Origin of the sequence: Vibrio ostreae (assembly GCF_019226825.1) — a bacterium.
Classification (GTDB): Bacteria; Pseudomonadota; Gammaproteobacteria; order Enterobacterales; family Vibrionaceae; genus Vibrio; species Vibrio ostreae.
This window is the reverse complement of record NZ_CP076643.1, coordinates 2,738,613-2,765,522: the sequence shown is the minus strand read 5'-3', so window position 1 is coordinate 2,765,522 and position 26,910 is coordinate 2,738,613. Positions and strand designations below refer to the sequence as shown.

The 26,910-nt window shown below is 46.8% G+C and carries 26 protein-coding genes and 1 pseudogene; 16 read left to right on the top strand and 11 right to left on the bottom strand.

The genetic code is table 11. The annotated features are described in order from the left end of the window. Positions 1-7 precede the first annotated feature (7 nt). The 10 genes and pseudogenes from atpH to mioC all read right to left on the bottom strand — a co-directional run bounded on the left by atpH (position 8) and on the right by mioC (position 7,957). Positions 8-541 (bottom strand): F0F1 ATP synthase subunit delta, encoded by a 534-nt coding sequence (gene atpH, locus KNV97_RS18835; protein ID WP_136487715.1) that lies wholly within the window; start codon positions 539-541, stop codon positions 8-10. 15 nt (positions 542-556) lie between these two features. Then, positions 557-1,027 (bottom strand): F0F1 ATP synthase subunit B, encoded by a 471-nt coding sequence (gene atpF / locus KNV97_RS18830; RefSeq protein WP_136487716.1) that lies wholly within the window; start codon positions 1,025-1,027, stop codon positions 557-559. Between the two features lie 78 nt (positions 1,028-1,105). Next, positions 1,106-1,360: a F0F1 ATP synthase subunit C gene (gene atpE / locus KNV97_RS18825; protein ID WP_002540812.1), complete on the bottom strand. Its 255-nt coding sequence runs from the start codon at positions 1,358-1,360 to the stop codon at positions 1,106-1,108. A 58-nt stretch (positions 1,361-1,418) separates the two neighbouring features. Next, on the bottom strand, positions 1,419-2,231 hold the full coding sequence (atpB, locus tag KNV97_RS18820; protein ID WP_136487717.1) for a F0F1 ATP synthase subunit A: 813 nt from the start codon (positions 2,229-2,231) through the stop codon (positions 1,419-1,421). 8 nt (positions 2,232-2,239) lie between these two features. After that, positions 2,240-2,629 (bottom strand): F0F1 ATP synthase subunit I, encoded by a 390-nt coding sequence (locus KNV97_RS18815; protein WP_136487718.1) that lies wholly within the window; start codon positions 2,627-2,629, stop codon positions 2,240-2,242. 184 nt (positions 2,630-2,813) lie between these two features. Further along, positions 2,814-3,695, bottom strand: coding sequence for a ParB/RepB/Spo0J family partition protein (locus KNV97_RS18810; protein ID WP_136487719.1), 882 nt, complete (start codon positions 3,693-3,695; stop codon positions 2,814-2,816). Positions 3,696-3,718: 23 nt separating this feature from the next. Then, entirely contained in the window at positions 3,719-4,492 is a 774-nt protein-coding gene (locus tag KNV97_RS18805; protein ID WP_136487720.1) for a ParA family protein, read from the bottom strand. Between the two features lie 15 nt (positions 4,493-4,507). After that, entirely contained in the window at positions 4,508-5,140 is a 633-nt protein-coding gene (rsmG, locus tag KNV97_RS18800) for a 16S rRNA (guanine(527)-N(7))-methyltransferase RsmG (protein WP_218562571.1), read from the bottom strand. After that, positions 5,140-7,034 (bottom strand): annotated as a pseudogene (gene mnmG / locus KNV97_RS18795) (tRNA uridine-5-carboxymethylaminomethyl(34) synthesis enzyme MnmG). The gene rsmG and the pseudogene mnmG overlap by 1 nt, the downstream one beginning before the upstream one ends. A gap of 488 nt (positions 7,035-7,522) precedes the next feature. Then, on the bottom strand, positions 7,523-7,957 hold the full coding sequence (gene mioC, locus KNV97_RS18790; RefSeq protein WP_136487723.1) for an FMN-binding protein MioC: 435 nt from the start codon (positions 7,955-7,957) through the stop codon (positions 7,523-7,525). Between the two features lie 534 nt (positions 7,958-8,491). On the opposite strand from mioC, the gene KNV97_RS18785 reads away from it, so the two are divergent. From KNV97_RS18785 to KNV97_RS18725, 13 genes are all read left to right on the top strand, one after another. Beyond that, the gene (locus KNV97_RS18785) at positions 8,492-9,334 is read left to right on the top strand and encodes a hypothetical protein (RefSeq protein WP_186265180.1); all 843 of its coding nucleotides are present in this window, start codon (positions 8,492-8,494) and stop codon (positions 9,332-9,334) included. Continuing rightward, a complete protein-coding gene (locus KNV97_RS18780; protein ID WP_186265182.1) occupies positions 9,331-9,762 on the top strand; it encodes a hypothetical protein in 432 nt (143 codons plus the stop codon). Before KNV97_RS18785 ends, KNV97_RS18780 begins: the two co-directional genes overlap by 4 nt. 161 nt (positions 9,763-9,923) lie before the next feature. Beyond that, positions 9,924-10,337 (top strand): hypothetical protein, encoded by a 414-nt coding sequence (locus tag KNV97_RS18775; RefSeq protein WP_060579508.1) that lies wholly within the window; start codon positions 9,924-9,926, stop codon positions 10,335-10,337. Between the two features lie 133 nt (positions 10,338-10,470). After that, positions 10,471-11,097, top strand: a complete 627-nt coding sequence (locus KNV97_RS18770) for a recombinase family protein (protein ID WP_218562570.1) — start codon at positions 10,471-10,473, stop codon at positions 11,095-11,097. A gap of 161 nt (positions 11,098-11,258) precedes the next feature. After that, entirely contained in the window at positions 11,259-11,516 is a 258-nt protein-coding gene (locus KNV97_RS18765) for a helix-turn-helix domain-containing protein (RefSeq protein WP_001931646.1), read from the top strand. After that, on the top strand, positions 11,513-13,012 hold the full coding sequence (locus KNV97_RS18760) for a type I restriction-modification system subunit M (protein ID WP_000172631.1): 1,500 nt from the start codon (positions 11,513-11,515) through the stop codon (positions 13,010-13,012). Before KNV97_RS18765 ends, KNV97_RS18760 begins: the two co-directional genes overlap by 4 nt. Then, entirely contained in the window at positions 13,009-13,638 is a 630-nt protein-coding gene (locus KNV97_RS18755; protein ID WP_218562569.1) for a DUF4062 domain-containing protein, read from the top strand. The genes KNV97_RS18760 and KNV97_RS18755 overlap by 4 nt, the downstream gene beginning before the upstream one ends. Further along, positions 13,631-15,085, top strand: coding sequence for an RNA-binding domain-containing protein (locus tag KNV97_RS18750; RefSeq protein WP_218562568.1), 1,455 nt, complete (start codon positions 13,631-13,633; stop codon positions 15,083-15,085). Before KNV97_RS18755 ends, KNV97_RS18750 begins: the two co-directional genes overlap by 8 nt. Then, complete coding sequence (locus KNV97_RS18745; protein ID WP_218562567.1) at positions 15,082-16,557, top strand: type I restriction-modification system subunit M; 1,476 nt, start codon at positions 15,082-15,084, stop codon at positions 16,555-16,557. The genes KNV97_RS18750 and KNV97_RS18745 overlap by 4 nt, the downstream gene beginning before the upstream one ends. Next, a complete protein-coding gene (locus KNV97_RS18740) occupies positions 16,557-17,693 on the top strand; it encodes a restriction endonuclease subunit S (protein WP_218562566.1) in 1,137 nt (378 codons plus the stop codon). The genes KNV97_RS18745 and KNV97_RS18740 overlap by 1 nt, the downstream gene beginning before the upstream one ends. A 1-nt stretch (position 17,694) precedes the next feature. After that, positions 17,695-20,757, top strand: a complete 3,063-nt coding sequence (locus tag KNV97_RS18735) for a type I restriction endonuclease subunit R (protein ID WP_218562565.1) — start codon at positions 17,695-17,697, stop codon at positions 20,755-20,757. A 1-nt stretch (position 20,758) separates the two neighbouring features. After that, entirely contained in the window at positions 20,759-22,333 is a 1,575-nt protein-coding gene (locus KNV97_RS18730) for an AAA family ATPase (RefSeq protein WP_218562564.1), read from the top strand. Further along, positions 22,326-23,195: an HNH endonuclease gene (locus tag KNV97_RS18725; protein ID WP_218562563.1), complete on the top strand. Its 870-nt coding sequence runs from the start codon at positions 22,326-22,328 to the stop codon at positions 23,193-23,195. The genes KNV97_RS18730 and KNV97_RS18725 overlap by 8 nt, the downstream gene beginning before the upstream one ends. Positions 23,196-23,457: 262 nt before the next feature. On the opposite strand, the gene mobI is transcribed toward KNV97_RS18725, so the two are convergent. After that, positions 23,458-24,051: a conjugative transfer protein MobI(A/C) gene (gene mobI, locus KNV97_RS18720; protein WP_218562562.1), complete on the bottom strand. Its 594-nt coding sequence runs from the start codon at positions 24,049-24,051 to the stop codon at positions 23,458-23,460. Between the two features lie 530 nt (positions 24,052-24,581). On the opposite strand from mobI, the gene KNV97_RS18715 reads away from it, so the two are divergent. Genes KNV97_RS18715 through KNV97_RS18705 form a run of 3 tightly spaced genes read left to right on the top strand, consistent with a single transcriptional unit; the run spans position 24,582 to position 26,875 of the window. Continuing rightward, on the top strand, positions 24,582-24,782 hold the full coding sequence (locus KNV97_RS18715) for a helix-turn-helix transcriptional regulator (RefSeq protein ID WP_000147416.1): 201 nt from the start codon (positions 24,582-24,584) through the stop codon (positions 24,780-24,782). 12 nt (positions 24,783-24,794) lie between these two features. Next, positions 24,795-26,471 carry a DUF927 domain-containing protein gene (locus tag KNV97_RS18710; protein WP_218562561.1) on the top strand — a complete coding sequence of 559 codons (1,677 nt, stop codon included), beginning with the start codon at positions 24,795-24,797 and terminating at the stop codon, positions 26,469-26,471. 59 nt (positions 26,472-26,530) lie between these two features. Next, complete coding sequence (locus tag KNV97_RS18705) at positions 26,531-26,875, top strand: helix-turn-helix transcriptional regulator (protein WP_000136520.1); 345 nt, start codon at positions 26,531-26,533, stop codon at positions 26,873-26,875. Positions 26,876-26,910 lie beyond the last annotated feature (35 nt).

The following is a 26,910-nucleotide window of genomic DNA, read 5'->3' as shown; positions in this document are numbered from 1 at the left end:
ATCCCCATCAAGACTGCATGGCATCGCCCAGGCGTTTTAAACGACCACGCGCTGAGTTATCGATGACCAGGTCTCCGGCTCGAATTACAACCCCACCAAGTAGGGTCTCATCTACACTGCAATTCAGCTGAACTTTGCGTTCAAGACGCTGCTCAAGTTTGCTGCTAATGTCTGCTTTTTGTTGCTCAGTAAGCTCAGTCGCTGAAATCACTTCAACGTTGATCTCTTTCTCATATTCCTGTTTCAGGATATGGAATTGAGCGCAAACATCCGGAAGGGCCTGTAAACGGCCGTTCTCTGCCATCACCCGTAACAGGTTCTGGCCATGTGCATCAAACTGTTCACCACAAATTGCGACAAAGATTTCTGCCAGTTTATCGGCAGAGGTAGAGCTGGTTAACAGCTCTTTAATCTGGTCGTTATTCGCGACTTCAGCAGCGAAACCCAGCATCTCACCCCATTGGGCCAGTTGCTGTTTGTCCGCCGCAAATTCAAATGCTGCTTTAGCATAGGGGCGTGCAATTGTAGTCATATCAGACATTCGGCGCCCCCAGACTTAAAGTTTTGCAGTAATGTTGTCGAGAATGTCTTTGTGCGCATCTTTATCGATAGAACGCTCAAGGATCTTCTCAGCACCAGCAATCGCCAGAGTTGCAACTTGTTTGCGCAGCTCATCGCGGGCGCGGTTACGTTCAGCTTCGATTTCGGCGTCAGCTTGAGCAAGGATTTTCTGGCGTTCTGCCTGAGCTTCCTCGCGTGCTTCTTCCAAAATCATGGCTTTACGTTTATTCGCTGCCTCAATGACCTCAGTTGCTGTGCGCTTCGCTTCTTTCATTTGATCAGAAGCGTTGGCTTGTGCTAGGTCCAAATCTTTCTTTGCACGCTCAGCAGCTTGCAAACCGTCAGCAATTTTCTTCTGACGCTCTTCAATTGCGTTCATGATTGGCGGCCACACATACTTCATGCAGAACCACACAAACAGTGCGAATGAAATTGCTTGACCTAGCAGAGTTGCGTTCATATTCACAACAGCTACCCCTCTATATGGACTTAGTGTTAATCAATGACAAACCACGTGACGCGGTTTGTCTCTGGCAAAAAGTGATTAACCTAGTTGACCAACAAATGGGTTCGCAAAAGTGAATAGCAGTGCGATTACGATACCGATCATTGGAACCGCATCCAGCAGACCTGCAATGATGAACATTTTAACTTGCAGCATAGGAGCCATTTCTGGTTGACGTGCAGCGCCTTCCAGGAATTTACCGCCCAGAAGTGCGAAACCAATCGCAGTACCAAGAGAAGCAAGACCGACGATGATACCTACGGCGATTGCAGAAAAGCTCAGTAAAGTTTCCATTACTATCTCCAATTATTGTTGTTGGCTTATGAGCCCAAATAAAAGCTAAATATTTTTATTAATGATCACTGTCTTCGTGTGCCATTGACAGATATACGATTGTCAACATCATGAACACGAAAGACTGAATCAGAATTACCAGAATATGGAAAATAGCCCACGGTAGTGAACCCATCCATTGTAGCCACCATGGTAGCATTGCTGCGATAAGAATGAATACAACCTCACCCGCGAACATGTTACCGAATAGACGCATACCTAGTGACAGTGGTTTAGCAAGCAGCGATACCACTTCAATAAGCAGGTTAAACGGAATCATAACTGGGTGATTGAATGGATGTAACGCCAATTCTTTCGCAAACCCTCCCAGGCCTTTTACTTTGATGCTGTAGTAAATCATCAGAGCAAATACGCCCAGGGCCATAGCCATGGTGATGTTCACATCAGCAGAAGGAACCACCTTAAGATAAGGGATACCTAGCCAATGTTCTGCTGGATAAGGTAAGAAATCAATTGGCACTAAGTCCATGATATTCATTAGCAATACCCAACAAAAGATAGTCAGTGCCAGCGGTGCTATTAGCGGATTGCGTCCATGGAAGGTGTCTTTGACGTTGGTATCGACAAATTCAACCACTATTTCAACAAAACACTGTAGCTTGCCTGGTACACCTACTGTTGCTTTCTTCGCCACAGAACGGAACACACACAGGAAGATCAGTCCGGTAAACAAAGAAAAAAACAGGCTATCGATATGTACGTTCCAGAAACTTGTTTCCTCCGCGACCATACCTAGCTTGTATAACGATAGGTTGGAAAGGTGGTGTTCAATGTATCCGGACGATGTTAGCGCTTCACCTGGCGCAGCCATAACTCATCCTATTTTTTGTTGTTAATGAAAAGCACTGGTGCAAAGATATTAATACCCAGAACCAGCAAATAGGTTAGTTTTAGGGGAACAAGTTCCACCTGCATATACATGTAGGCTGCAGAGAACAGTGCGATAGTGATGAGGATTTTGAGTGCTTCACCCGTGTAGAAAGAGGCCGTGATGCGTTTTGCAGCCCGAGCTCCACTAAACATAAAAGCACACAGCGCAAACACTGCATTGGCGATGACAAATATGCCCCCGCCAATTAGCGCTGAAATTCCCCATTCAGCATTTACGGCAATCGCCATCCCTGCTGCCACAACTATAGCCGCGCCAAACTGGATCATTAACAATCGCTTTGCAAGCTCTCGTCCTGGCCTAGCTAACGCAGCTACCATGTATTCGTACCTCTAGTAATATCCAACGCTTTTTTATTAAGGGCCGGAAATTGGCGAAAATTATACGGTGACGGCAACTGATTGCAATTACAACGCTGCAAAAAGTTACAATTTTGTTCACACATCGACATATTTCGCTCAAGAAAACTTATTTTGCACAATTGATTTAAATCAATTATCTCACTTAGCCCTGTAGCTTGGCAATCAATTGCTCGAATTTATGAGGTTCATCAAGATTTATCGTTATCTTCGACTTACCATTCTTCGAGCGGCTAATTGACACTTTAGCGCCGAGTTTTTCACTTAGATTTTGTGACATTTGTTGTATTTCTTCGTCTTCCACGACATTTTTTGCATCAGAAGTCTCAGAAAGGCACTTTTTCACCAGTTGTTCTGTCTGGCGTACGGTGAGTTGCTTTTTAGCGACCCGCTCTGCCACTTCGGCCTGCTGTTCACCTTCCAGCATCAACAGCGCACGGGCATGACCCATTTCCAGCTGCTTGGTTTCAACCAGGCGCTTCACGCTGTCGTCGAGCTGGTTGAGACGCAGCAGGTTACTCACGGTCGCGCGCGACTTACCGATCACATCCGCCACCTGCTGGTGGGTCAGTTTGAATTCGTCCTGCAGTCGCTCCAGCGCCTGGGCTTCTTCGATCACATTCAGATCTTCACGTTGGATGTTTTCGATCAGGGCCATCGCGATCGCGGCACGATCCTCGACCGCTTTGATCAAACACGGCACCTGTTTCAACCCAGCCTGACGTGCGGCGCGCCAGCGACGTTCGCCGGCAATAATTTCATACCCGCCCATGGTCAGCGGACGCACAACAATCGGCTGGATAATACCCTGGGACTGAATCGAAGCCGCCAGTTCTTCCAGCGCTTCTGCTGACATATCTTTACGGGGTTGGTAAATGCCCGGTTTGAGGCTGGTGATCGCGAGATCAGTCAACTGACCGTCGCTGGACAGGGCCTGACTGTGCGTGGCCAGCTGTTGTTTTTCACGCGCTACAGAGCTGGTTGACAAAAGTGCATCCAGCCCTTTTCCTAAACCACGTTTAGACATGTAAACGAATCCTTTAGTTGGAGTTATGCAGGTACTTCTTCACGACGCAGCATCTCGCCAGCTAACGCTAAATACGCTTTGGCTCCGGCAGAATACTTGTCGTAGTACATGGCAGGCTTGCCATGACTAGGCGCCTCGGCGAGGCGTACATTACGAGGGATAACGGTGCGGTACACTTTGTTGCCAAAGTGCTTTTTCAACTGATCAGAGACTTCATTCGCGAGGCGGTTACGAGGATCGTACATGGTCCTGAGCAGACCTTCGATCTTAAGATTCTCGTTCACCACTGCCGCCAGCTTACTGATCGTATCCATCAAAGCCGTTAAACCTTCCAGGGCAAAGTACTCACATTGCATCGGTACCAGTACCGAATCGGCCGCAGCCATCGCATTGATTGTAAGAAGGTTTAAAGCCGGTGGACAATCGATAAAGATGAAATCATAGTTATCACGAACTGACGCGATAGCATTCTTGAGACGAACTTCGCGGGCAAACACTTCCATCAGTTTGATTTCCGCGGCGGTCACATCACCATTAGCGGCAATCAAATCATAATGGCCCGTGGTTGTGCGGCACACCACTTCTTCAAATGGCGCATCTTCAACCAACAACTCGTACGCGGTTGCATCAACCTGGTATTTGTCGATGCCGCTCGCCATGGTGGCGTTACCCTGCGGGTCAAGATCGATCACCAGCACTTTACGCTTGGTGGCCGCCATTGACGCTGCCAAATTAATACAAGTTGTTGTTTTTCCTACGCCACCTTTCTGGTTGGCGATCGCTACGATTTTACCCACGGTAATGCCTCGCTGTTATCCCTTGCGAGATAAGATTACAAGATGACGCTCACCTTCCAACTCAGGAACTTTCAAAGCTTTGATGTCGGTCACAGAACACCATTCAGGTAACTGAGCGAGTTCGTCTTGGGGCAGCAGGCCTTTCAATGCCAGAAATACGCCGCTGTCTGCACAAGGCAGGTGATGACACCACTCTACCATATCTGTGATAGAAGCAAACGCACGACTTAGCACGCCGTCGAATCCGCCTTGTGGATCGAACTCTTCCACCCGGCTCTGCACCGCAGTGACGTTGCAGATTTTCAGCTCGTGAATCACCTGTTTGATAAAGCGAATCCGCTTACCCAGGCTATCGAGCAGGACAAACGATTTGTCCGGATTCATGATCGCCAGCGGAATCCCCGGCAGGCCAGGGCCGGTGCCGACATCGATAAAGCGCTCGCCGCTCAGATGCGGGCTGACCACCATGCTGTCGAGGATATGCTTGACCAGCATCTCCAGCGGATCACGCACTGAAGTCAGATTGTAGGCTTTATTCCATTTGTTGAGCATTTCGACGTAGCCGACCAGTTGTTGACGCTGTTGCTCAGAAACCTCCAGGGTCGTCTGAGCAATCAGCGCATCGAGTTTGATGCGCAATGGGTTCATCAGGCGGCTTCCCCTTTCTTCAACAGGCCATGTTTTTTCAGATGCACCAGCAGAATCGAGATCGCGGCCGGAGTAACACCGGAAATGCGTGATGCAATACCGATGCTTTCCGGTTTAGCGTTGTTCAGTTTCAACACCACTTCATTCGACAGGCCTTTAACGTCCTGGTAATCCAGATCCACCGGCAGCTTGGTGTGCTCATGGCGCAGCGATTTTTCAATCTCTTCCTGCTGACGCTGGATGTAACCTTCGTATTTAACCTGAATTTCCACCTGTTCCGCCGCTTCGCGATCCTCCAGGGCCGGCGCAAACGCTGGCAGAGAAGTGACCAGTTCGTAGGTCATCTCCGGACGACGCAGCAGATCTTCACCGCTCGCTTCGCGCGACATCGGGGTTTTCAGCAGCGCGTTGAGTGCTTCAACACCGTCCGATTTCGGATTCATCCAGGTCTCTTTCAGTCGCTGGCGCTCGGTTTCCATATTGTCGATTTTATGGTTAAAGCGAGCCCAGCGCTCATCACTGACCAGACCCAGTTCACGGGCTTTTTCGGTCAGGCGCAGGTCGGCATTGTCTTCGCGCAGCAGCAGACGGTACTCAGCACGTGAGGTAAACATACGGTACGGTTCCTGAGTGCCCATGGTGGACAGATCATCAATCAACACGCCCATGTATGCCTGGTCACGACGAGGGCTCCAGCCCTCTTTGTCCTGGCTGTACAGGCTAGCGTTAAGACCGGCCATCAGCCCCTGTGCCGCGGCTTCTTCATAGCCTGTGGTGCCGTTGATTTGACCGGCAAAGAACAGGCCTTGGATAAATTTGGTTTCATAGGTCTGTTTCAGGTCACGCGGATCGAAGAAATCGTATTCAATCGCATAGCCCGGACGCACGATATGGGCGTTTTCAAACCCTTTCATCGAACGAACAATCTGCAGCTGCACATCAAATGGCAGGCTGGTGGAAATACCGTTCGGATACAGTTCTGTTGATGTCAGGCCTTCCGGCTCAATGAAGATCTGATGGCTGTTCTTATCCGCAAAACGCATCACCTTGTCTTCAATCGACGGACAGTAACGCGGGCCAATCCCTTCAATCACACCGGCATACATCGGGCTACGATCCAGGTTGGCACGGATCACATCATGAGTTTTCTCATTGGTATGAGTGATGTAACACGGAATTTGATGCGGATGTTGTTCACGGTTACCCATGAAAGAAAACACCGGCGTCGGATTATCACCGTGCTGCGTTTCCAGCACAGAAAAATCCACGCTGTTGGCATCGATACGTGGGGGGTTCCGGTTTTGAGACGATCAACCCGGAACGGCAGTTCACGCAGGCGCTGAGCCAGAGCGATCGATGGAGGATCCCCGGCACGGCCACCAGAAAAGTTTTCCATCCCGATGTGGATCTTACCACCCAGGAAAGTTCCTACCGTCAGCACCACGGCTTTGGCGTGGAATTTAAGGCCCATTTGAGTCACCACACCACGCACTTGATCGTTTTCGACGATCAAATCATCGGCGGCTTGCTGGAACAACGTCAGATTGGGCGTATTTTCCAGCGCGTTGCGTACGTACGCTTTGTATAACGCACGGTCAGCCTGAGCGCGGGTGGCACGTACTGCCGGCCCTTTAGACGCATTCAGGGTGCGAAATTGAATACCTGCGTGATCGATAGCTTGTGCCATCAGACCACCCATTGCATCCACTTCTTTAACTAAGTGGCCTTTACCAATACCACCAATGGCCGGGTTACAGGACATCTGGCCCAGGGTATCGATATTGTGCGTGAGAAGTAATGTGCGTTGGCCTGTACGAGCGGCTGCGAGTGCGGCTTCCGTTCCTGCATGACCGCCACCAACCACAATGACGTCAAATGTTTCGTGATAAAGCATGAACGACCTCAGGTATTCAATGAGACTACGGGAAAAATAAAAGGAGGCGTATTCTACCTTCTTTCCACTGGCTAGAAAATCGCTTTTGTGCTTTTTTACGCAAAGGACTTTCAAGTAAATAATATATAAAGATCTATATAGAGATCTTTTATTGGATCTATTATTAGGATCGACGATCTCTGTGGATAACCAGGAAATGATCAACAAGATCATGGATCTTTTCTGGATCGCAACTTGTGATCATCAACTGATCAGTACGAGGATTAGCTGGGATCAAAATGGGTAGTTATACACAGGGCCTCGCAGTGATCAAACTTGTTCTATGGATAACTATAGGTTGATCACCGGATAAGTTCAGACTTATGCACAGGCTAAGTGGTCAATAAACGTTCAATTGTTCGGGGTTTTTATCCCGACGGAACATGGCCGATTGGAAATGAGTAGGGCCAAATACGGTGGCAGCGGCCGTGACAGCCGCTCGCCAGAGGTTAAAAACGCTCAATCACGTCATTCAGCCACTCTTCGGCGGCATCTTCCGGTACCGGATGCTTCTGCACATCAATCAGCAGGCAGTCTGTCAGCGGGGTGGCGCCGATATCTTCCAACAGGTCATACGCGTGTTGTCCTGCCGCGCAGAACGTATCGTAGCTGGAATCACCGATGGCGATCACGGCGAACTGGAGATCCCGGGTATTGGGCGGGGTATTTTGCAGCGCCATGATGAAAGGCTGGATGTTATCCGGATACTCACCGGCACCATGGGTGGACGTAATGATCAGCCAGATACCTTGCGCCGGAATGTCGTTCAGATCGGGTTGATTGTGAATGGTGGTCTCTTTGCCCTGTTGTTCAAGCAGATCGCTGAGGTGATCGCCAACATATTCCGCGCTGCCTAAAGTACTGCCTGTGATGATATGAATCATAAGAACCCCGGTATGTGGTCATAAGATGGAAACATGGTAATTCAGGCTAGCAGAATACTAGGGTAAGTTGTGGATAGTAAAGGGCAAGATCATGTTTTGTCCATGAATAGAAAAGGATCCTTGCGGTGGGCAGAGTTATCCACAATGCATAACGGCCAGGGTGGGGGCGATGTGGGATCCACAAAAAAAAACGGGCCTGACGCGTTAACGTCAGGCCCGCTGTGGGTATGTCGCCGCTTTACTTGCCGATACAGAAACTAAAAATGTAAAACCACTCAAAGTGTTAGAAAGCTATTGGCGCACATATGGAGTGCAACCTTTTGTTAGGTTTTGCCATGGAAGAACCCATTCTAGGCGATTTGCAGCATTTTTAAAGTGGGATATCTGGGAAAGTGGGACAAAATTATTATCTTTATTGTTACTCATTTTGAAGTTTGTTCTATCAGTACAAACTATTGATTTTAAATAATAAAATAGTAAATCTTCTTGCGTTTTTCTTCCTCCATGCGAATCTTTATAAAGCAGGAGGTAATCATGAAAAAATACCCGTCTTTATCATTAATTGCTTTATGTGTGTCCTTGTCAGGTTGTGCAGCTGGACCTCGTCATTATGCTCAAGACGAATCTCGGGCTTTGAATTTAGCGCGAGCCGGGGGCATCTACGATTTGGATTTGAGAGATTCCCACGATGGTACCCACTCTTATAGCAAGGGGATGTTGGTTCCATTGCTTGATCTCGCTAGGCTAACTACTTCATTTGATGATCCGCTTCGGCGTCTTTCTGGTACGCAGACGTTCGCGTTTAACGCTACCGATATAATGATTACACCAGACAATCCCTCGGCTAGACCAAGTCTAATGGGATGGATGCCCGCATCTGCTGCTACCTCAGAATCTCAGGCTTATGAGAAATATGTGCATCTTGTCGATCAGGCTATCCAGCATGTGGCCGATGATATGGCATTGAATGTCACTAAACTGAGTAATGTAGAAACGCCAGAAATTGATGGTCATCCCATGATTCTTTGGTCTGTTGAAAGCGCTGAGCATGGATGCGGTATTGGTCAATGTGTGGTTGCTTACAACATTACTACTCCTTATCTCTGGAAGAGCCCGCTCTACATTAAAGATGGTGAGTCCGAAAGCTATAACATCGCCGCTAATCACCTGAAGAACTATTCTCGCTTTGTGTTCCGTCAGTCAGGATCACAAGACTTTCCAATTGATGAGTTTTATAGAGCCGTCAGTGCTGCATTGCCATCGTGGATGGTGATCTATTTTCCACCAAACCATGTGGTGAAGAATGGCCAATCTCTCCCATATCCAGTGTTGTATGAGCAAGGGGAACAACTGCTGTTTAAGGAGCCTGCATTATGAAAAGTGAATATCAGGATCTAGACAATATTGTTTTGGCGATGGATGAAGTCCAAACGGATCCCACAATTCTTACTTACCTGATCAGTCATCTATTGACGAGAAATTCGGTGTTTCATCAGCCTAGAGTTGGATGTGTCAAATGCAAGAGCACGGGAGAATTAGTCTATCCCCATAGCTGGATTGAGCTTTCAGGTGGTTGGACTGTTGATCTTAGACTGAATCAGGCTTTCAACACGTTCGACCGTTATCCGCAAGGCATTTTCGAGCCATCATCCTACCGGAACCTTCAGTATTTCGGTATGCCCCTTACCGTGCCCGAATTCGAACCATCTGAACTCGATGAAATGACTGATTTTATGTTTTCCAAGTTATTCAGTGTGCAAGGACTGGATACTCGAGTGAGCGGAGGTTGCTATGACTGCATTTGAGTGGGGAATGCTTGGGCTATTCCTATTTTTTAGTTTGGTCACCTTCTGGTGTCTTTACAGCTATAGGGCCAACCAGAAATTGTCAGGCCAAGGCAAATCTCAAGCTGAAGAGTGGGAGGGAAAACATGAGTCAAAATCTCAAAAATGATTTAGTAAATATAATGTTGCTTGGTGTTCTGCTATTCGGATTGATGCTGGCTCAAGACTCTGGATGGGGATTCTTGCTTGCAGGTTTGCCATTAGCTATTTGGTGTTTTAAAGCTTTCGCATTTATCCAACGCAAATGGTGGCTAGCCGTTCCATTTTGGTGTGCACTTACTTATTTGTGTTGGCAAATGTCTTTAGCGCTTTGGATTGGATATATAGTGGTTGCAATTTTTAAATATCCAATTGATTTAAATAGTAATTACCAAATAAAGAATCGTAAAAAGGTGAAAAGTCGTAAGCACGATTCAGAGTTCTATGGTGATTACACCTCAATAGATATAGATAAACGCGGGCATTTAGGTACTGGTATTGGCATTCCTGATAGCTTTGATTACGACTACCGAAACCATATTAGGTTTGATGATTGATTTTTGGTCCTTAGCTGGTTCCTTTTGAGTACACATCAATGGAACTAGCCATCATACTGGTTTTACTACCAACAGAACCACCTAAACCAGACCAGAGATAAAGCACTACTTATAACAGACTGTGGAGACTTAGATGTTCATTCGAGCTTACCTTCGCGCATCAACCAAAGAACAAAATGCAGAACGGGCACGTGAATCACTCATTCAGTTTGCTGCTCAGCATGGCCAGCGAATTGCTGCCTTTTATATAGAGAATGTTTCTGGGGCCACGTTGTATAGGCCTGAGTTGATGCGTTTGATTGTCGAGTCAGGTGAGGGTGACATTGTGCTGGTTGAACAAATCGACCGTCTGGCGCGGCTCAAGCAAAGTGATTGGGATACGTTGAAACAAAAGCTGGCCAGCAAACGTCTAGCCATTGTTTCACCGGAACTTCCTACCAGTTGGCTGGCTTTGCAACAACATAGCGAAACTGACTTTACCGGCGCTATTTTACAGGCGGTCAATGCCATGATGTTGGACATGCTCGCTGCCGTTGCTCGTAAAGATTATGATGACCGGCGACGCCGTCAATCTCAGGGGATCGCAAAGGCGAAATCCGATGGTAAATATAATGGGCGTCAACCAGATCTGAAACGTCATCAGCACATAGCCAGTCTATTGAAGACTGGCCATAGCTATAGTGACATTCAGGACATGCTGGGATGTTCGCGGCACCTGATTGCAACTATCTCGAAGAATCTCGGTAGTACAGGGCAGTAATTCCACGACTTTCTGCCGTATCATTTCCTTGATTACGGCAATCTAACTTCCTCACATTGACAATCTGTTATCACTTCTCCAAAAATTTGGTTTCAACTCAAATAAGTTGAGAAAAACCATAATAGTGATAAGGTATGCAACCGTGATAATTCCCCAATTTTATGGTTAAAAAACACCGTGGAGAGAGCATGATCCGCTGCCACCTAGCCCGATTAATGGGTGAGAGAAAAATGCGCATTAGCGACGTGATGCGAGAAACCGGCCTCAGCCGTACCACCGTCACGCTACTGTACAAAGAAACTGCGCTTAAGGTGGACTTAGAGGCATTAGATAAACTGTGCGATTTGTTTAACTGCGATATACACGAACTACTCGAAAAATCGCCCGCGGCCTCCGCTGTGAATGAGAATACAAAATGACCCTAATTAACATCAAAGACCTCGAAGCACATCTCTGGCATGCAGCCCACATTATTACCGGGCCTATCGATGCATCGGACTACAAGACTTACATTTTCCCGATCCTCTTTTTTAAGCGCATTTGCGATGTGTACGACGAGGAATTTATCGACGCCATGGAGCAAGTGGGGGATGAAGAGCTTGCTAAAGGCGACATGTTTCACCGCATTCAAATTCCACAAGAGTGCCACTGGAAAGACGTTTTTGCCGAAACCAAAGACATAGGCCAAGCCTTAAAAGATGCGTTTCGCGGTATTGAACTGGCTAACCCAAAGCTACACGGCATATTCGGTGATGCCAGTTGGACCAACAAAGAACGCCTGTCGGATGAACTCTTAGCTACCCTGCTTAACCATTTCAACAAAGTGAACCTGGGGGTGGCGTCTGTTCGCGACGATGATATGGGCCGAGCATACGAGTACCTCATCAAGCGCTTTGCAGACAAAGCTAACAAAAAAGCCGGGGAATTCTATACCCCGCGCACCATTGTTCGTTTAATGGTTAATATCCTCGACCCGCAAGCCGGTGAAAGCGTCTACGACCCAGCCTGCGGTACGGGCGGGATGTTGCTTGAAACCATCCATCACGTAAAAGAAAACGGCGGAGACCCACGCCTGTTAAAAATTAAAGGCCAAGAAAAGAACCTCACCACCGAAGCCATTGCCCGCATGAACCTGTTTTTACATGGACAGGAAGATTTCGACATCGTTCGTGGCGACACGCTGCGCGAGCCTAAGTTTTTGGTGAATGATCGCCTAGAAACCTTTGATTGTGTAATCGCCAACCCGCCATTTAGCCTCAAAGAATGGGGCTATGATCTCTGGTCTGCCGACCCTTATGGCCGTAAACAATATGGTTTAGCACCTAAAACCAACGGTGATTTTGCTTGGGTGCAACATATGTTTGCCTCGTTAAACGATCAAGGTCGTATGGCAGTGGTATTGCCCCATGGCGTACTATTTCGTGGTGGGGCCGAAGGTGCAATCCGCACCAAGCTGCTGCAAGAAAACCGCATCGAAGCCATCATCGGCGTAGCGTCAAACCTGTTTTATGGCACAGGCATTCCTGCCTGTATTTTAGTGCTGCGCAAATCACGCCCAGCCGATCATCAAGACCACGTGCTGATCATTAATGCAGAAGAAATCTTCACCAAAGGCCGTGCGCAAAATACCCTGTCTAATGAGCAAGCAGACAAAATTTTTAACATCTATCGTCAGCAAGAAACCTTAGGCCCTAAAGCCGAAGAAATCGAAGGCGTTGCGCGCTGGGTCGCGTTAACTGAGATTGAAGAAAACGACTTCAACCTCAATATCGCGCGTTATGTACAAAAACCACTGGAAGAAGAAACCATCACAGTGGAAGAAGCGCTAAAAGACTTCCAACAAAAACTAGCCGCCCTGGAGCAAGCCGAAAATGAACTGGAAGCACTGCTGATCAAGGAAGGGTTTGAACTATGAGCAAAAAGCTCACGGTGATGGTGTCATCCACAGTTTATGGCGTAGAAGAGCTGCTCGACCGCGTATATTCACTGCTAACCGCCTTTGGTTATGAAGTTTGGATGTCGCATAAAGGCACAGTACCGGTATCGTCTAACGAAACCGCCTTTGAAAGCTGCTTAAAAGCAGTAGAAAAATGCGACCTATTTTTAGGCATTATTACCCCGCAATACGGTAGTGGCGTTGATGCAACTGGCCTATCCATAACCCATAAAGAGATGAAAAAAGCCATCGAGCTCAATAAACCTCGCTGGTTTTTAGCGCACGATCAAGTCGTCTTTGCCCGCCGCCTATTAATGGATTTAGGTTACAAAACCCAAGAACAGCGCTCAGAATTGACACTGCGCAAAGGCGCAGCGTCCATTTCCAATATTAAGGTGATCGACTTATACGAAGACGCCACCATGGAACAACTGCCACTGGATGATCGCCAAGGCAACTGGGTACAAAAGTTCGATCGTGACGACGACGCCAACCTTTTTGTGGTCGCGCAATTCTCTCGCTATCAAGACGTAGAGCAGCGCCTGACCGAACATTTTCAAAATGTCAGTCAAGTGAGCGCCTCAGTAGGAGCAAGCAATGAGTAAAACGGCCGCACAACTCAAGCAACTATTGTCGCTGGGCGAAAATCAAACCCTTGAATACCTTACAAGCTGCGAGTTAAAACACTGCGGTCCGCAAGTATGTGCCTTTTTAAATACCCAAGGTGGTTACCTGCTATGTGGAGTCGATGACAATGGCCAAATCAAGGGCGTAGAGCATGCCGAACAAGTAGCTGAACAGCTCGAAAGCCAGCTTAAATCGGCCATTCAACCGCCAGTACTGTTTTCGGTAGAAGTACAGCAAGTTGAAAATAAACAGTTATTAGTGGTTGAAGTCCCGGCCGGAAAAGACATCCCCTACGCCTTTAACAGTGACATCTACATACGTGCTGGCGAACAAACCCAAAAAGCCGATGTCGATACCATCCGCGACATGGTCATGCGCAAGCAAGTAGAGCCTACCCGCTGGGAGCGTTTGTTCTCGTCTGAACTCGACGAACAAGGTTTATCAGCCAGCGCTTGTAAAAAACTGCTATCCGCCAAACGCATTCCCAAAGAAGTCGCGCAAGCCGAACAAGGCTTACTGCACCAGTTGCAATTGTTATCTTTGGCCAAATACGGCCGCTTAACCAATGCCGCCGATGTGTTATTGGCCAGTGCACCGGGTAAACGCCATCCGCAAGCCCGCGTGCGTGCTGTGTGTTATCGCCATAAGGCCGACGACGAATATCAGGATTTACAGCACCTCGATGGTCCAATGGCCGAGGTGATCGAGCAGCTGATTACCTTTGTGATGCGCAATACGCCATCGCGCGCACGCTTTAGCAGCGCTAATAATCAGCGCGAAGACATCCCCATGTACCCAGAACAAGCGGTACGCGAAGCCATTGTCAATGCCTTTGCCCACCGCGATTACAGCAACTTTGCCGGCGGCATTAAGGTTGAAGTTAGCCCTGCGCACCTGCAAATATGGAACGCCGGTGCGTTTCCGCAAGGCATCGACGAGCACAAAATTCAGCAAGGCCATATCTCGGTACTGCGTAACCCCGACATCGCCCACGGTTTATACCTGCAAGGCTATATGGAAAAGCTTGGCCGCGGCAGTGTGGTGATCCAAGATGCTTGCAAAGCAGCGGGCCTACCCGCGCCAAAATGGCACTCCGACAGCAGCACCGGCGTGACTTTGACCCTGTTCGCCACGGAAGTCACCACGGAAGTCACCACGGAAGTCACCACGGAAGTCACCACGGAAGTCGCACGGATGATCAGCCTCATGAGCCAAGAGCACAGCCGCGACGAATTAATGGCATTAATGGCACTGAAAAACGCTGAGCATTTCCGTAAGCACTACTTAAAACCGGCGCTGGAGATCACCCCAGCCTTGGTAGAAATGACCATTCCAGACAAGCCAACCAGCCGTAACCAAAAATACCGTTTAACCGCGCTTGGTCAGCAGCTAAAGCAGCAACTAAGCGATAAGAAGACATCATGAGCGCATTAAATAAGAAAAAATTAGAGGACTTACTCTGGGGCGCAGCCGAATTTTTACGCGGCCAAATCGACGCCTCAGACTACAAGCAGTACATATTCCCGCTACTATTTTATAAGCGCTTGTCGGATGTGTATTTGGAAGAATACACCGAAGCATTGGAGATCCATGAAGGCGATGCCGAATACGCTGCCATGCCCATGTTCCACCGTTTTGATATTCCCAAGGAAGCCCGCTGGGAAAAGGTGCGCCACACCAGCAAAAACATTGGTGAAGCCATTCAAAACGCACTGCGTTTAATTGAAGCCAACAACCCGCGCTTACATGGGGTGTTTGGTGATGCCCAGTGGACTAACAAAGAGCGTTTACCCGATCACCTGCTGTCTGATCTGATTGAGCACTTCAGTAAAATTCCGCTGGGGATTAAATCGGTCGCTCAGGATGACCTGGGTGAGGCCTACGAATACCTAATCAAAAAATTCGCCGACGACTCAGGCCATACCGCCGCCGAGTTTTATACCAACCGCACCGTCGTACATCTAATGACGCGCATCATGGGTCTAAAACCCGGTGAAACAGCTTATGACCCCACCTGCGGCACCGGCGGCATGTTACTTAATGCGGTAATGGATTTACGCTCTCAGGGCAAAGAATGGAGATCAGTGCATCTCTATGGCCAAGAAGTAAACCTGCTCACCTCAGCCATCGCCCGAATGAATATGTTCCTGCACGACATCGAAGAGTTCGATGTGCTGCGCGGCGATACTCTGGCCGAACCCAAGTTTATTGAAAACGATCAACTCAAGCAGTTTGATGTGATATTCGCTAACCCGCCTTATTCCATCAAAAAGTGGAACCGCGATAAGTTTGCCGCCGACCCTTACGGCCGCAACCTCTACGGCGTACCACCGCAGGGCTGTGCCGATTATGCGTTTTACACCCATATCATAAAAAGTCTGAAACCCGACACTGGCCGCGCCGCCATGCTCTGGCCACACGGCGTGTTGTTCCGTGATTCCGAGCAAAGCATTCGTAAACAAGTGATTGAGTCGGATATTATCGAGGCGGTGATTGGCCTTGGGCCAAACTTGTTTTACAACTCGCCGATGGAATCATGTGTAATTATTCTGAGTGCAAATAAAAATCGAAAAGGTTTTATTCGGCTGGTTAGCTGTAAAGATGAGCTCGCGAAGTCCAAAAATTATAGCTTCTTGTCCGAGTCAAACATAAGCAAAATTCTTGAGCTGTATAGAGGTGAAGGGGCAGAAAACCAAGTTGTGGATGTCTCTATTGAAGAGGTTGCAAGAAATCAGTACAGCTTGAATTTAGCCTTGTATTTTGATTTTGGAAAAAATGAAGATATATCAACACAAGAAGTCGTTGAAATGTATTTTGCATCAAAGGTTAAATCAAAACGCCACGTTTCTGATGCTCTTTCGGGTTTGTCTTCAATAGGTTATGAGGTGGGCTTGTAATGGTAAAGTTAAAAGATGTCTTGTTTGAGCAGCCCAGAAAAAACTTCAATCCGGAAAGTGAAAACATAGAGTTTTGTGTTAGGGATGAAGATTTTGATACTGATTATTTGTTCTTCAGAAGAAAAACTCCTTTGCATGAAGCTGGGCCGACTTTTCACAGGCACTTCAAACCTTACGAAATTCTGTATATGACGAGAAACCCCAGATTGAGAAAGGTTGCTCAACCAGATTTTGAGGGGGTTGCGGCAAATACAACGCTTGTTCTAAACGAGATTAAAAATTCTGAGACGCTGATACCGGGAATGGCTAAGTATGTGCTTAGTTCAAATAAATTTCATGAATATGCAAAGTCAGTCCAAGTTGGGTCAACAAACCCATTTACTAAATGGCGGGATTTGAAAGAGTTTGAATTCATTCCACCCAATGAGACTCGGCAACGAGAGCTTCTTATTCTGTTAAATAAAATTGAGGATAATTTAAAGAATTTAGAATATTTCACGGATAGCTTGAACATTCTTGAAAGAAAGATTTCTTATGATTTCTTCAGTAGTAACGCGAAGAGTTTTGTTAAGATGTCTTCTATTCTAGAAGGGGTACCAGAAAGTGGGTACTCACCAAATGAGCACTGGGAAGACACTAAAAAATACGTATTAAATCTTAGCTGTTTAACAAAGTCTGGATATAAATTTTCAAAGTTAAAACCAATTCTTGAGGCTGACTTTTCTGCTGGAAAAGCCTTATCTAAGGGAGACTTTTTAATCTCAAGAGCTAATACATTTGAGCTTGTTGGGCTGTGTGGAATTTTCGATTTGGCTCGAAATGACATTATCTTTCCCGACACCATGTGGAGACTAAATTTTAAGCAGGGTGTTGATAAAGAGCTAATTTTAAATTTTCTACTATCGCCGCAAGGAAGGCTATCAATTCAGAAGTTAGCAGCTGGAACAAGTGGCAGCATGAAGAAAATAAACAAAGCTGGTTTCGCATCAATTATGGTTCCGAAAATAGATACCTCAATAGGAAAAGCTTATTGTAAGGTCGTATCAAATTTACGCCTATCTCATGAGGAGTCATGTTCCAAGAAGGATAGATTGATTCAGCTTAGAAAAAGTGTTGTAGAGGAATTGGTAGGTTAATATGTTTAACGAACAGACCGTCACAGAAAATGGAATTATCGACCGCTTAAAAGTTTTAAGCGGCATAAAGTGGACTTACTGCCACGGTGAGAACCTGCCTAAGCAAGCGCAGGATATCTTCGTCGATGAGTGGTTCAAAGACGCGTTGTGTTCGTTAAACCCTGATATTGCCAAGCAGCCGGATTACGCCGATGAAGTGATTTATAAGCTGCGTGGTGTGGTGCTGGAAGTGCGTCACACCGGCTTGGTAAAAGCTAATGAGAACTTTCATGAATGGTTAATGGCCGAAAAGACCTTGCCCTTTGGTGAGAATGGCGACCATATCACTATCAACCTGATTGATTTCGACAATATCAGTAATAACCACTTTGTGGTGTCGCAACAGGTGCACTATATCGCGGCGACCGAAGTCTATTTTGATATTGTGCTCTATGTAAACGGTATTCCACTGGTGGTGGGCGAAGTGAAAACTGCCACCCGCCCGAGTGTGACCTGGCAAGACGGCGCCGCTGATTTTATGGGCGGCAAAAAGCACTACTGGAAGAATGTTGAACCCTATTTTGTACCCAACCTGCTGTGTTTTGCCAGTGAAGGCAAAACCTTTGCTTATGGCGCGATTAACGCTCGGGTAAAAGATTGGGGCCCTTGGCACAATACCGACCTGCGCGATGACATTCTGCCCGGCTTGGCATCGGTGCTGGACAGCTGTGAGGGTTTGTTAAACCCGCAAACCTTATTGCAGTTGCTGGAATCTTTCGCGCTGTTTTCAACGGTTAAAACCGGTAAGAACACACCACCCAAGCGCATTAAAATTCTGCCGCGTTACCCCCAGTTTGAAGCGGCCAAGCAAATTGTAGACCGTGTGCGCAAAGGCTACCCGAAGAAAGGACTGATCTGGCATTTCCAGGGCTCGGGTAAATCGTTATTGATGCTCTACGCCGCCAAGATGCTGCGCAGTGACAATGCCCTGAAAAACCCCACCGTATTGATCGTGGTAGACCGCCGCGACCTGGATAGCCAAATCAACGAGACTTTTGGTGGTGCGGATGTTAAAAACCTTATCAAGGTACAAAGCTGCAAAAAGCTCGGCGAACATATCGAGCAAGACAGCCGTGGCATTTTAATTACCACCATCTTTAAGTTTAAAGATGTCGAGATAGACGATAGCAACCCCAACGGCCTCAACAGCCGCGACAACATTATTGTGTTGGTGGACGAAGCCCACCGCACGCAGGAAGGTGGCTTGGGCGAGAAAATGCGCTGGGCCCTTCCCAATGCGCACTTCTATGGTTTAACCGGTACACCGATTTCGGGTATCGACCGCAATACCTTCAAGCTATTCGGTGCCGAGGAAGACCCCGGTCGCTACATGAATCGCTACAGCTACAAGCAGTCGATCCGCGATGGCGCCACTAACCCAGTGAAGTTTGAACCTCGCTTGGCGGAATTGCGGGTTGATAGGGATGCGATTAACGAAGAGTTTGAAAAACTTGCCAAAGAAAATAACTTGGACGACGAAGAAAAGGCTGCACTCTCAAAACGCGCCGGTAAGCTAGCGGTGATGCTCAAAGCGCCTAAACGCATGGCCGCCGTCAGCAATGATATTGCTGAACATTTTACCAGCCACGTAATGCCGAAAAAGATGAAAGGCATGGTGGTCGTGTACGACCGCGAAGCCTGTGTGCAGATGTACTACTTGTTGGGTGAAAAGCTCGGCTTTGATGCCGTTGAAGTAGTGATGAACGTCGACCAGGCACCCGTAAAAGCCGAAGAAGGCGGTAAAAAAGACAAGCTCAATAAAGACTGGCGTAAATGGCACGACGATCTAGAGTTGCCGATTAAACAGGCAGATTTTGAGCGTTGGCAGCAGATTGATGCCGAAGACCAAACCCAGAAAGACTTAATCGAAAGCTTTAAAGACCCCAAGCATCCGTTGCAGCTGATCATCGTCACCGCCAAGTTACTTACTGGCTTTGACGCACCTATCTGCTATTGCATGTACTTAGATAAGCCGCTGCGTGACCACACGCTGTTGCAGGCCATGTGCCGTACCAACCGTTTGTACGAAACAGACGAAGTGCGCAAAGACATGGGCCTGATCATTGATTACCTCGGTGTGTTTGAAAACCTGCGCACCGCGCTGGCCTACAACCCGGAAGAAATCGATGGCGTGGTAGAAGGCATTGAAGCCTTTAAAGAATTATTACCCGCCCAGTTAGATAAATGTTTGTCCTTCTTCCCGGGTGTTGACCGTACCTTGGAAGGTTTCGAAGGCATTATGGCGGCACAAGAGTGCTTGCCAACCAATGAAAAGCGCGATGAATTTGCCGCCAGCTTTGGCGTACTAGCCAAGCTATGGTCGGCCATTAACCCAGACACCTTCTTAGCCCCGTATCGCAAAGACTATAAATGGCTGGCACAGATCTATGAATCGGTGCGCCCAGTCGGCCAGACCGGTGCTTTGGTGTGGGCGGCGCTTGGCCCTGAAACCATCAAGATGATCCATGAGCATACCGACATCAATCGTATCCGCGACGATATCGACGAGCTGATCATGGATGAGCACGCCATATTCACCCTGACCGACAAAGAACAAGAGCAACGCGCCAAACGCCTGGAAATTGACTTGATGGGCCGCCTGCGTGGCAGTAACGACCCTAAGTTTGTCGAGTTAGGTGAACGCCTAGAAAAGTTACGCCAAGACTACGAAGCCGGTGTCATCAAAGCCATCGACTGGTTAAAAGGCCTGTTAGATGCCGCTAAAGACACGGTGCAGGCCGAGCGTGAAACCGGCGAGCATGTCGTTACGGAAGAGGACAACAAACAGGCCTTAACCAAGCTCTTTCTGGAAACTCGCCCAGAAACCACGCCAAAGCTAATCGGCGATGTGGTAGAGCAGATCGACAAAATCGTTAAAGCCACCCGGTTTGAAGGCTGGCAAAACTCCAACAGTGGTCCGCGCGAAATCCAGAAGGCACTATTGGTGACACTGGCTCAGTTTGGCTTGGGCAAAGACAAAGAGCTGTTTAATAAGGCGTATGGGTACATAGAAGAGCATTATTAAAATGGAATTTAGAGTAATTAAGCGCGATACCAGGATATCTGGGGCGCACTGCAACGTTGTTTTCCTGCGTATTGATCATTGGAATGATTATTCCTTCGTGACGCAGTTTCACATGGTTGTGTATGACAAACATGGTACTAGCCATGATATTGGTGACGTCAAAATTGGCTTTAAAGGCCAAACAATTGAAACAGCTACCTATGAAAAGCTTGGCGATGTATTTACAGAGCTTGATGACGAGTATTTCTCACTGGGAGAGTCTATCGGCTTTTATAAAGCTATCTCAGCACTTGGTGATGAAGGGCGTAACATATTAAAGAAGTTGAACGATCTAGCCAGTACCCCAGCTCTTATTGAAAGTATTAGAGAGGAGGATGTCTTTAGTGTATCGCTGTTAAGAGATACAAGCCTATCGGTGATTAAAGGACAGTATCAAAGAGTCTTAAACGGAGGCAAAGAGCTTACCGATTTTGAGTTTTCCTATGTCAGAGAAGGTTCTGAAAAGTTTAGTAGTATTACACTCGATTTTGATGTGGCCGTCGAGTCAAAGCCTAGTACTAATATCCATGCGATTATCGGGAGAAATGGCGTTGGTAAGACAACGTTGCTCAATGACATGATCAACGCAGTGACCAATTCCTCCGCTTCTATGGGGAAATTTATAGATCGATCTGGGTGGCGCGAGAGTGATATAGATGACGAATATTTTAGTAGCTTAGTGTCTGTTTCTTTTAGTGCATTTGACCCATTTGTACCTCCAAATGAACAACCAGACCCAGCAAAGGGTACTTGTTACTATTACATTGGTTTAAAGGACGTTCGCACGAAAGGATATCATAGAGATATAGACTCATTGCAGGCTGATTGTTGCAAAGCGCTAACGACTTGTTTCAACGATCCTGACAAAGATAAATTGTGGTGCAATGCCATTGAAGATCTTGGTTATGATGAGAATTTTTCTTCTGCTGATTTACTGAATTTGAGGGAGTGCTTTTTCAAAACTAAACAGACAATGAAAAAGCAGATTGATTCAAATGATTTTAAAGAAAGTTATCTTGGTGAAATCAAGCCAATCCTAGACGGACTAAGCTCTGGGCACGCTATTGTATTGCTAACTATAACTAGATTAGTTGCAACAGTTCAGGAGAAAACCTTAGTTTTAATCGATGAGCCAGAAAGTCATCTTCACCCTCCGTTGCTAGCGGCTTTTGTTCGTGCGCTTTCAGAGTTGCTATTGGCAATGAATGGAGTATCAATCATTGCGACGCACTCACCTGTTGTACTTCAAGAAATACCGAGAAAGTGTGTGTGGAAGGTTTATCGTCAAGGTGACAATACGATAGTTGATCGGCCTAAAGTTGAAACCTTTGCTGAGAATCTAGGTGTCTTGACCAGCGAAGTTTTTAGCCTAGAGGTTGAGCTATCAGGTTTTCATAACATGCTTAAGAAGTCCGTAGACAACGGCGCCTCATACCAAGAAATTCTCCAGGGTTATGGGAATCAAATTGGGTATGAAGGTCGGGCTATCTTAAAGGCGCTAATTTCAGATCGTGATAAGGGACGCTCTGATGATTAAGATAAAACTATCAGAAGACTATAGTTACAATGATGTTTTGGAACTGTGTGCAGAGGGTATAACCGGCAACGCTCAGTTAAGAAAGCAAGTTTATAATGAGCGCGCAAACTTCTTGCCATTTAAAGACGAATATGAACAAGCAGCAACCAAATCCCAGCTCTTTTCTATACCGTCAATAGATACAAGCACAACACAAAACCCTAATGTTATTGGCCCTTTGAAAAAAAATGATCTTGAGAGGCTCTACACTCAGTATTTTGCAGATAAAAATAAGCCTGCCAGGAAGGTGTATGATGCAATTAAAAATTCAGCCAAAGAAAGTTGTCCATTTTGTGGTGGGATAGGGACGCCCAAAAATGTTGATCACTTTCTACCTAAAGCTCATTTTCCGCAATTTTCTGTTTTGCCTTTTAACCTTGTTCCAGCATGCAGGGATTGCAATATGGAGAGTAAAGGGCATGGTTACGCGATAAAAGAAGAAGAGCAAATAATCCACCCATACTTTGAAGCTGCACATTTCTTTAATGAGCAGTGGATCTTCGCAAATTATTCAGCTGGGACCGGTGACGATGATCCTGGTTTTTTTGAATACTGTGTTGTGCCGCCAGTCACATGGTCTGAAACTGATAAAAAGAGAGTTGAAAAGTATTTTAAGGATTTTGATTTAGCTACTAGATACGCTACGCAAGCTGCGAAACATTTGAAAACTGTACTCGCGCAAATTAATCGAAATTTAAATAAAAATGTCCCTGTCGAAGAGATTATCGAAGACTTACTAGAGCCAGTTTTAGATGAGTGTGAGTTTGTGAATCATTGGCAGTATGCAATGTATCAGGGACTGATACGGTTTTTAACTGAATGAATGGCCTTTGGTTAAAAGAGATAGTTTGTACAAAACGCAACTATCCGGAAATTCCGGATAGTTGGATTAGAAGGTACTTGGCCACTACAAGTTCGATGCAATTTTGTCTGTAGGCTACAGGGTTGGTTCTAAACGAGGTAAACCGTTTAACCATAAGTGGTGCAGTTATTATCTGAAATCTGGGGCTGATTATGAACCATTCAATCAAGAGACTAGTCGAGCTCTTCAGACCAAACAGTATCACACCTTTTTAATGTATTGACTATAAAGGGTTTTCATTCTTGATATCGTCGATATTGCCTGCCATTTGGAAGAGGTTAGTGTCATTCCACTTACATAGCTGGCGCATTCTCATCAGATTAGCGTTAGCTCTACGGATGATGGCAAAAGCGTCCTCAACTACCTCAATCACAGGTTTTTCCCAGTCTTGAGCAAGGGAAAAGGTTGATCGTAGATAGCGATACTGGTCGCCACGAGACAAATAATGGCTGATGACGTTATAGCCATCAGTTCCTTTTTTACGAGTGAACTCATTGTAGAACCAGTACATTTCAAACTTTCTATCTCGTAGTCGTACTCTGCAGCCGTAGTGTCCCGGATAACCGGGTGTTTCCTTACCTCGATGAACTTTGTTATGTTGCCAAAATAGATCTGAAATCCGGCGTGCTATGTAGTAATAACGCAGTTGTTCCAGCTCAACAGACTTGTGTACGTAACGTAAATACTGTTGTGATGACGAATGGGTGAAAAGCATTGCCTCGTCGTGATCTATCTTCTTGTCATCGCTTGAGACAAAAGTATTCCAAGCAGCAATTTGTTTTTCCAAAGTCGTAAATGGATTAGAAGTGTCAGTCATAGAATTATCCTCTGTGTCGTAAATACATAGTCAGTCTATTGCTGCATGCCTTCTTTCATCCGCCGTCTTCATGCCCTTTTTGGGCACTTAGGTCTTTTTGGTATGACGCCCTAGCCAGGAGACCTAGCCAATTCCTATCCAGATAATTATCTGATGGGGGACCTAGACTGGTTTATTCCATACAAGCGACATCGTCTTCAAAAGACCTGAGCTAAATGATTCATTTTTAATGGGGGACATGGCGTTAAGAGGTGTAAATCACTAGGTCTCTAAACTTTCACATGTGAAAGTTTTCTCTGAGTATTCACTGGCGCACAAATTGATACGGTAATGTCGGCCAACTCATCAGTGGCTTAGATTTTTGCTCTTCAGTGGCTGTTTTTAATCTACATGTTGAATAAATGTCATTAAATATCAGCATCTTGAAGTTTATTATTGAAGTTCCAAAAAAGGGCAGTTCCAGCGGTCTGCTTAGTTTGTCTTTTTCGAGATGATTGCTCCTGCAAGTTAGATAATAAACAGGAGTCATCATGACGGGTAATAACCAACCTAAACAAGAAGAACGGTTACTGACTTATGCTGAAGTGTGTGACGTTTTGCAAACGTCACAAGCCACACTTCGCCGTTACGTGCGCGATGGACGTTTTCCTCCTCCAATAAAACCCAATCCCAATGGTCGTACTGTTCGCTTTCGGTACAGCGACATCACAGCTTGGTTGAGTGATTTGTGATGGGGGTTAGTGATGCAATATAAGTTGCAGGATGATGGGCTCTATTGCTTGTCCTCTGATCGGTGGCTGCGAATAGGTGGTTGGATTCAGGTGTTGGCTCGCACTCGTTTAACTGACAAACGACATGGGCATGGAGCGCTGCTAGAGTGGCAAAATTTTGATGGGGTTAGGTTACGTGAAGTTGTGTATGCCAGAGACCTGAATAGTGATAATGCACGTCAGATCAGGGATATGCTGGTCGATACTGGGTATCCCTTAACTCCTGGCCAGTCAAGTTGGAGTAGGCTTCAACATTATCTAATAGAGCAGATGGCTCTTGCTGCTCCGGCGACAGTGGTTAATCGAACAGGCTGGCATGGTTCAGTGTTTGCAACCAGTAACTGGACTATCGGTTCAGCTGACGAACCGCACCATTTCGTAGGTCAGCTATCTGGTTCTACAACGTTAGAGGAATCCGGAAGTCTCAGCGATTGGCAGACTTATGTCGGTCAGCTATGCCGAGGCAACCCGTTAGCAATATTCAGTATTGGAACGGCGCTGGCTGCCCCACTAATCGCATCTTCTGGTATGGAAAATGGCGCCATTCATCTGGTTGGGGCATCGTCGACTGGGAAAACGACCTTGTTGCAATTGGCGGCCAGCGTCTATGGGAGCAACCGCTATGTCCGCAGTTGGATTTCAACCAGTAACGGACTAGCGGCAGTCTCTTCAGAGCATAACGACATGTTGTTGCCGTTGGACGAAATCGGAATGGCACGCCCGGAAGACATCGATACAGCCATTTATCAGATCATGAACGGCTCTGGGAAGCTACGCGCCAACGTTTCCGGCGAGCTGGCCATGACTTCTCATTGGCGAACGCTGGTGTTAAGTAGTGGAGAAGTCTGGATTGCAGAGCTACTTCAGCAGATCGGTAAACCGTTACGCGCTGGCCAGCAGATACGCCTGGTGGAGCTCCCTGTGTTTGGGACCTACGGTGCGTTCGACGAATTGCATGGTCACAAGCATTCTCAGCAATTTGTGGACGAGCTTAAATCGTCTTGTCAGCACTACCATGGCACCGTAATTCGCGAGTGGATTTCGTTACTGACCGAGCGTCATGACGAGCTGAATAGCTACCTGAGTCACGAAATTGGTCGCCTAAGCGGTATTTGGATAAGCGACCAGATGGCATCGCAGGTGCAACGAGTCATCAGGCGGTTTGCCCTCATCGGGGCGGCACTTTGTCTCGGTAGTAGGAATTTTATTCTCCCTTGGAGCGAGGAAGAGTCCTTGGCAGCCGTCCACCGAACCTTGAAGGCTTGGCTGGACAATCGAGGCCACTCCAGAAATTCCGAGGAATTCCGGCTTCTCAAAGCGCTGGAACGAGCAATGAAAGTCTGGGAGCGCAGTCTCAGTGATATTGAGCAAGCGAGAGGTCATGGGGTCGCTGGTTTTCGACGCTCGCACGAGGGATGTGAGTTGTGGTTGATTTATAAATCGCACTTCCTGAAGCGGCTCGGACTGCCGACCCATTACATGAGGGAAGTGGAGGTGCTGTTACAACGCAATTGCTTGGTAACGAATGAGCGCTCTAGGGGAACCTATAAGACGCGGATTAATGGTGAGTTTCAACGTTTTTTTGCGCTCAAACCTGACCAAGTTAGGCGCCATCTTGAAGATTTAGAGAGGGTTGAACATGACGACTAGCTCAGTGTTCCCACTTTCCCACATTTCCCTGTTCGATTTTGAGGTAAAGGAGTATCAACATGACTGAAAAAGAGATGCTTCAGCGCATGCTGATGGATATGTCATTGCTTAAAAAACTGATTACCGATCATATCAAAAACGAGCAACGTCCTGACACAACAAAGGAAATCCTGACAGTTGAGGAATGTGCTGAGCTGACAGGGTTAAAGAAAAGCACTTTGTACCGGTTGACTCACGAACGCAAGATCCCATTTTTCAAACCTAATGGCAATCGGGTGTTCTTCAGGCGAGCAGATATCTTGGCTTGGCTGCAGAGTAATCGTGTGGCGTCTTCTGATGAGATTGATAAAGCCGCTGCTGATCATCTAGTTGCTAACCGAAAATTGTATGGCCGGAGATACTAAATATTGCTTTAACTTTATGAAAGTAAAAATTCGTA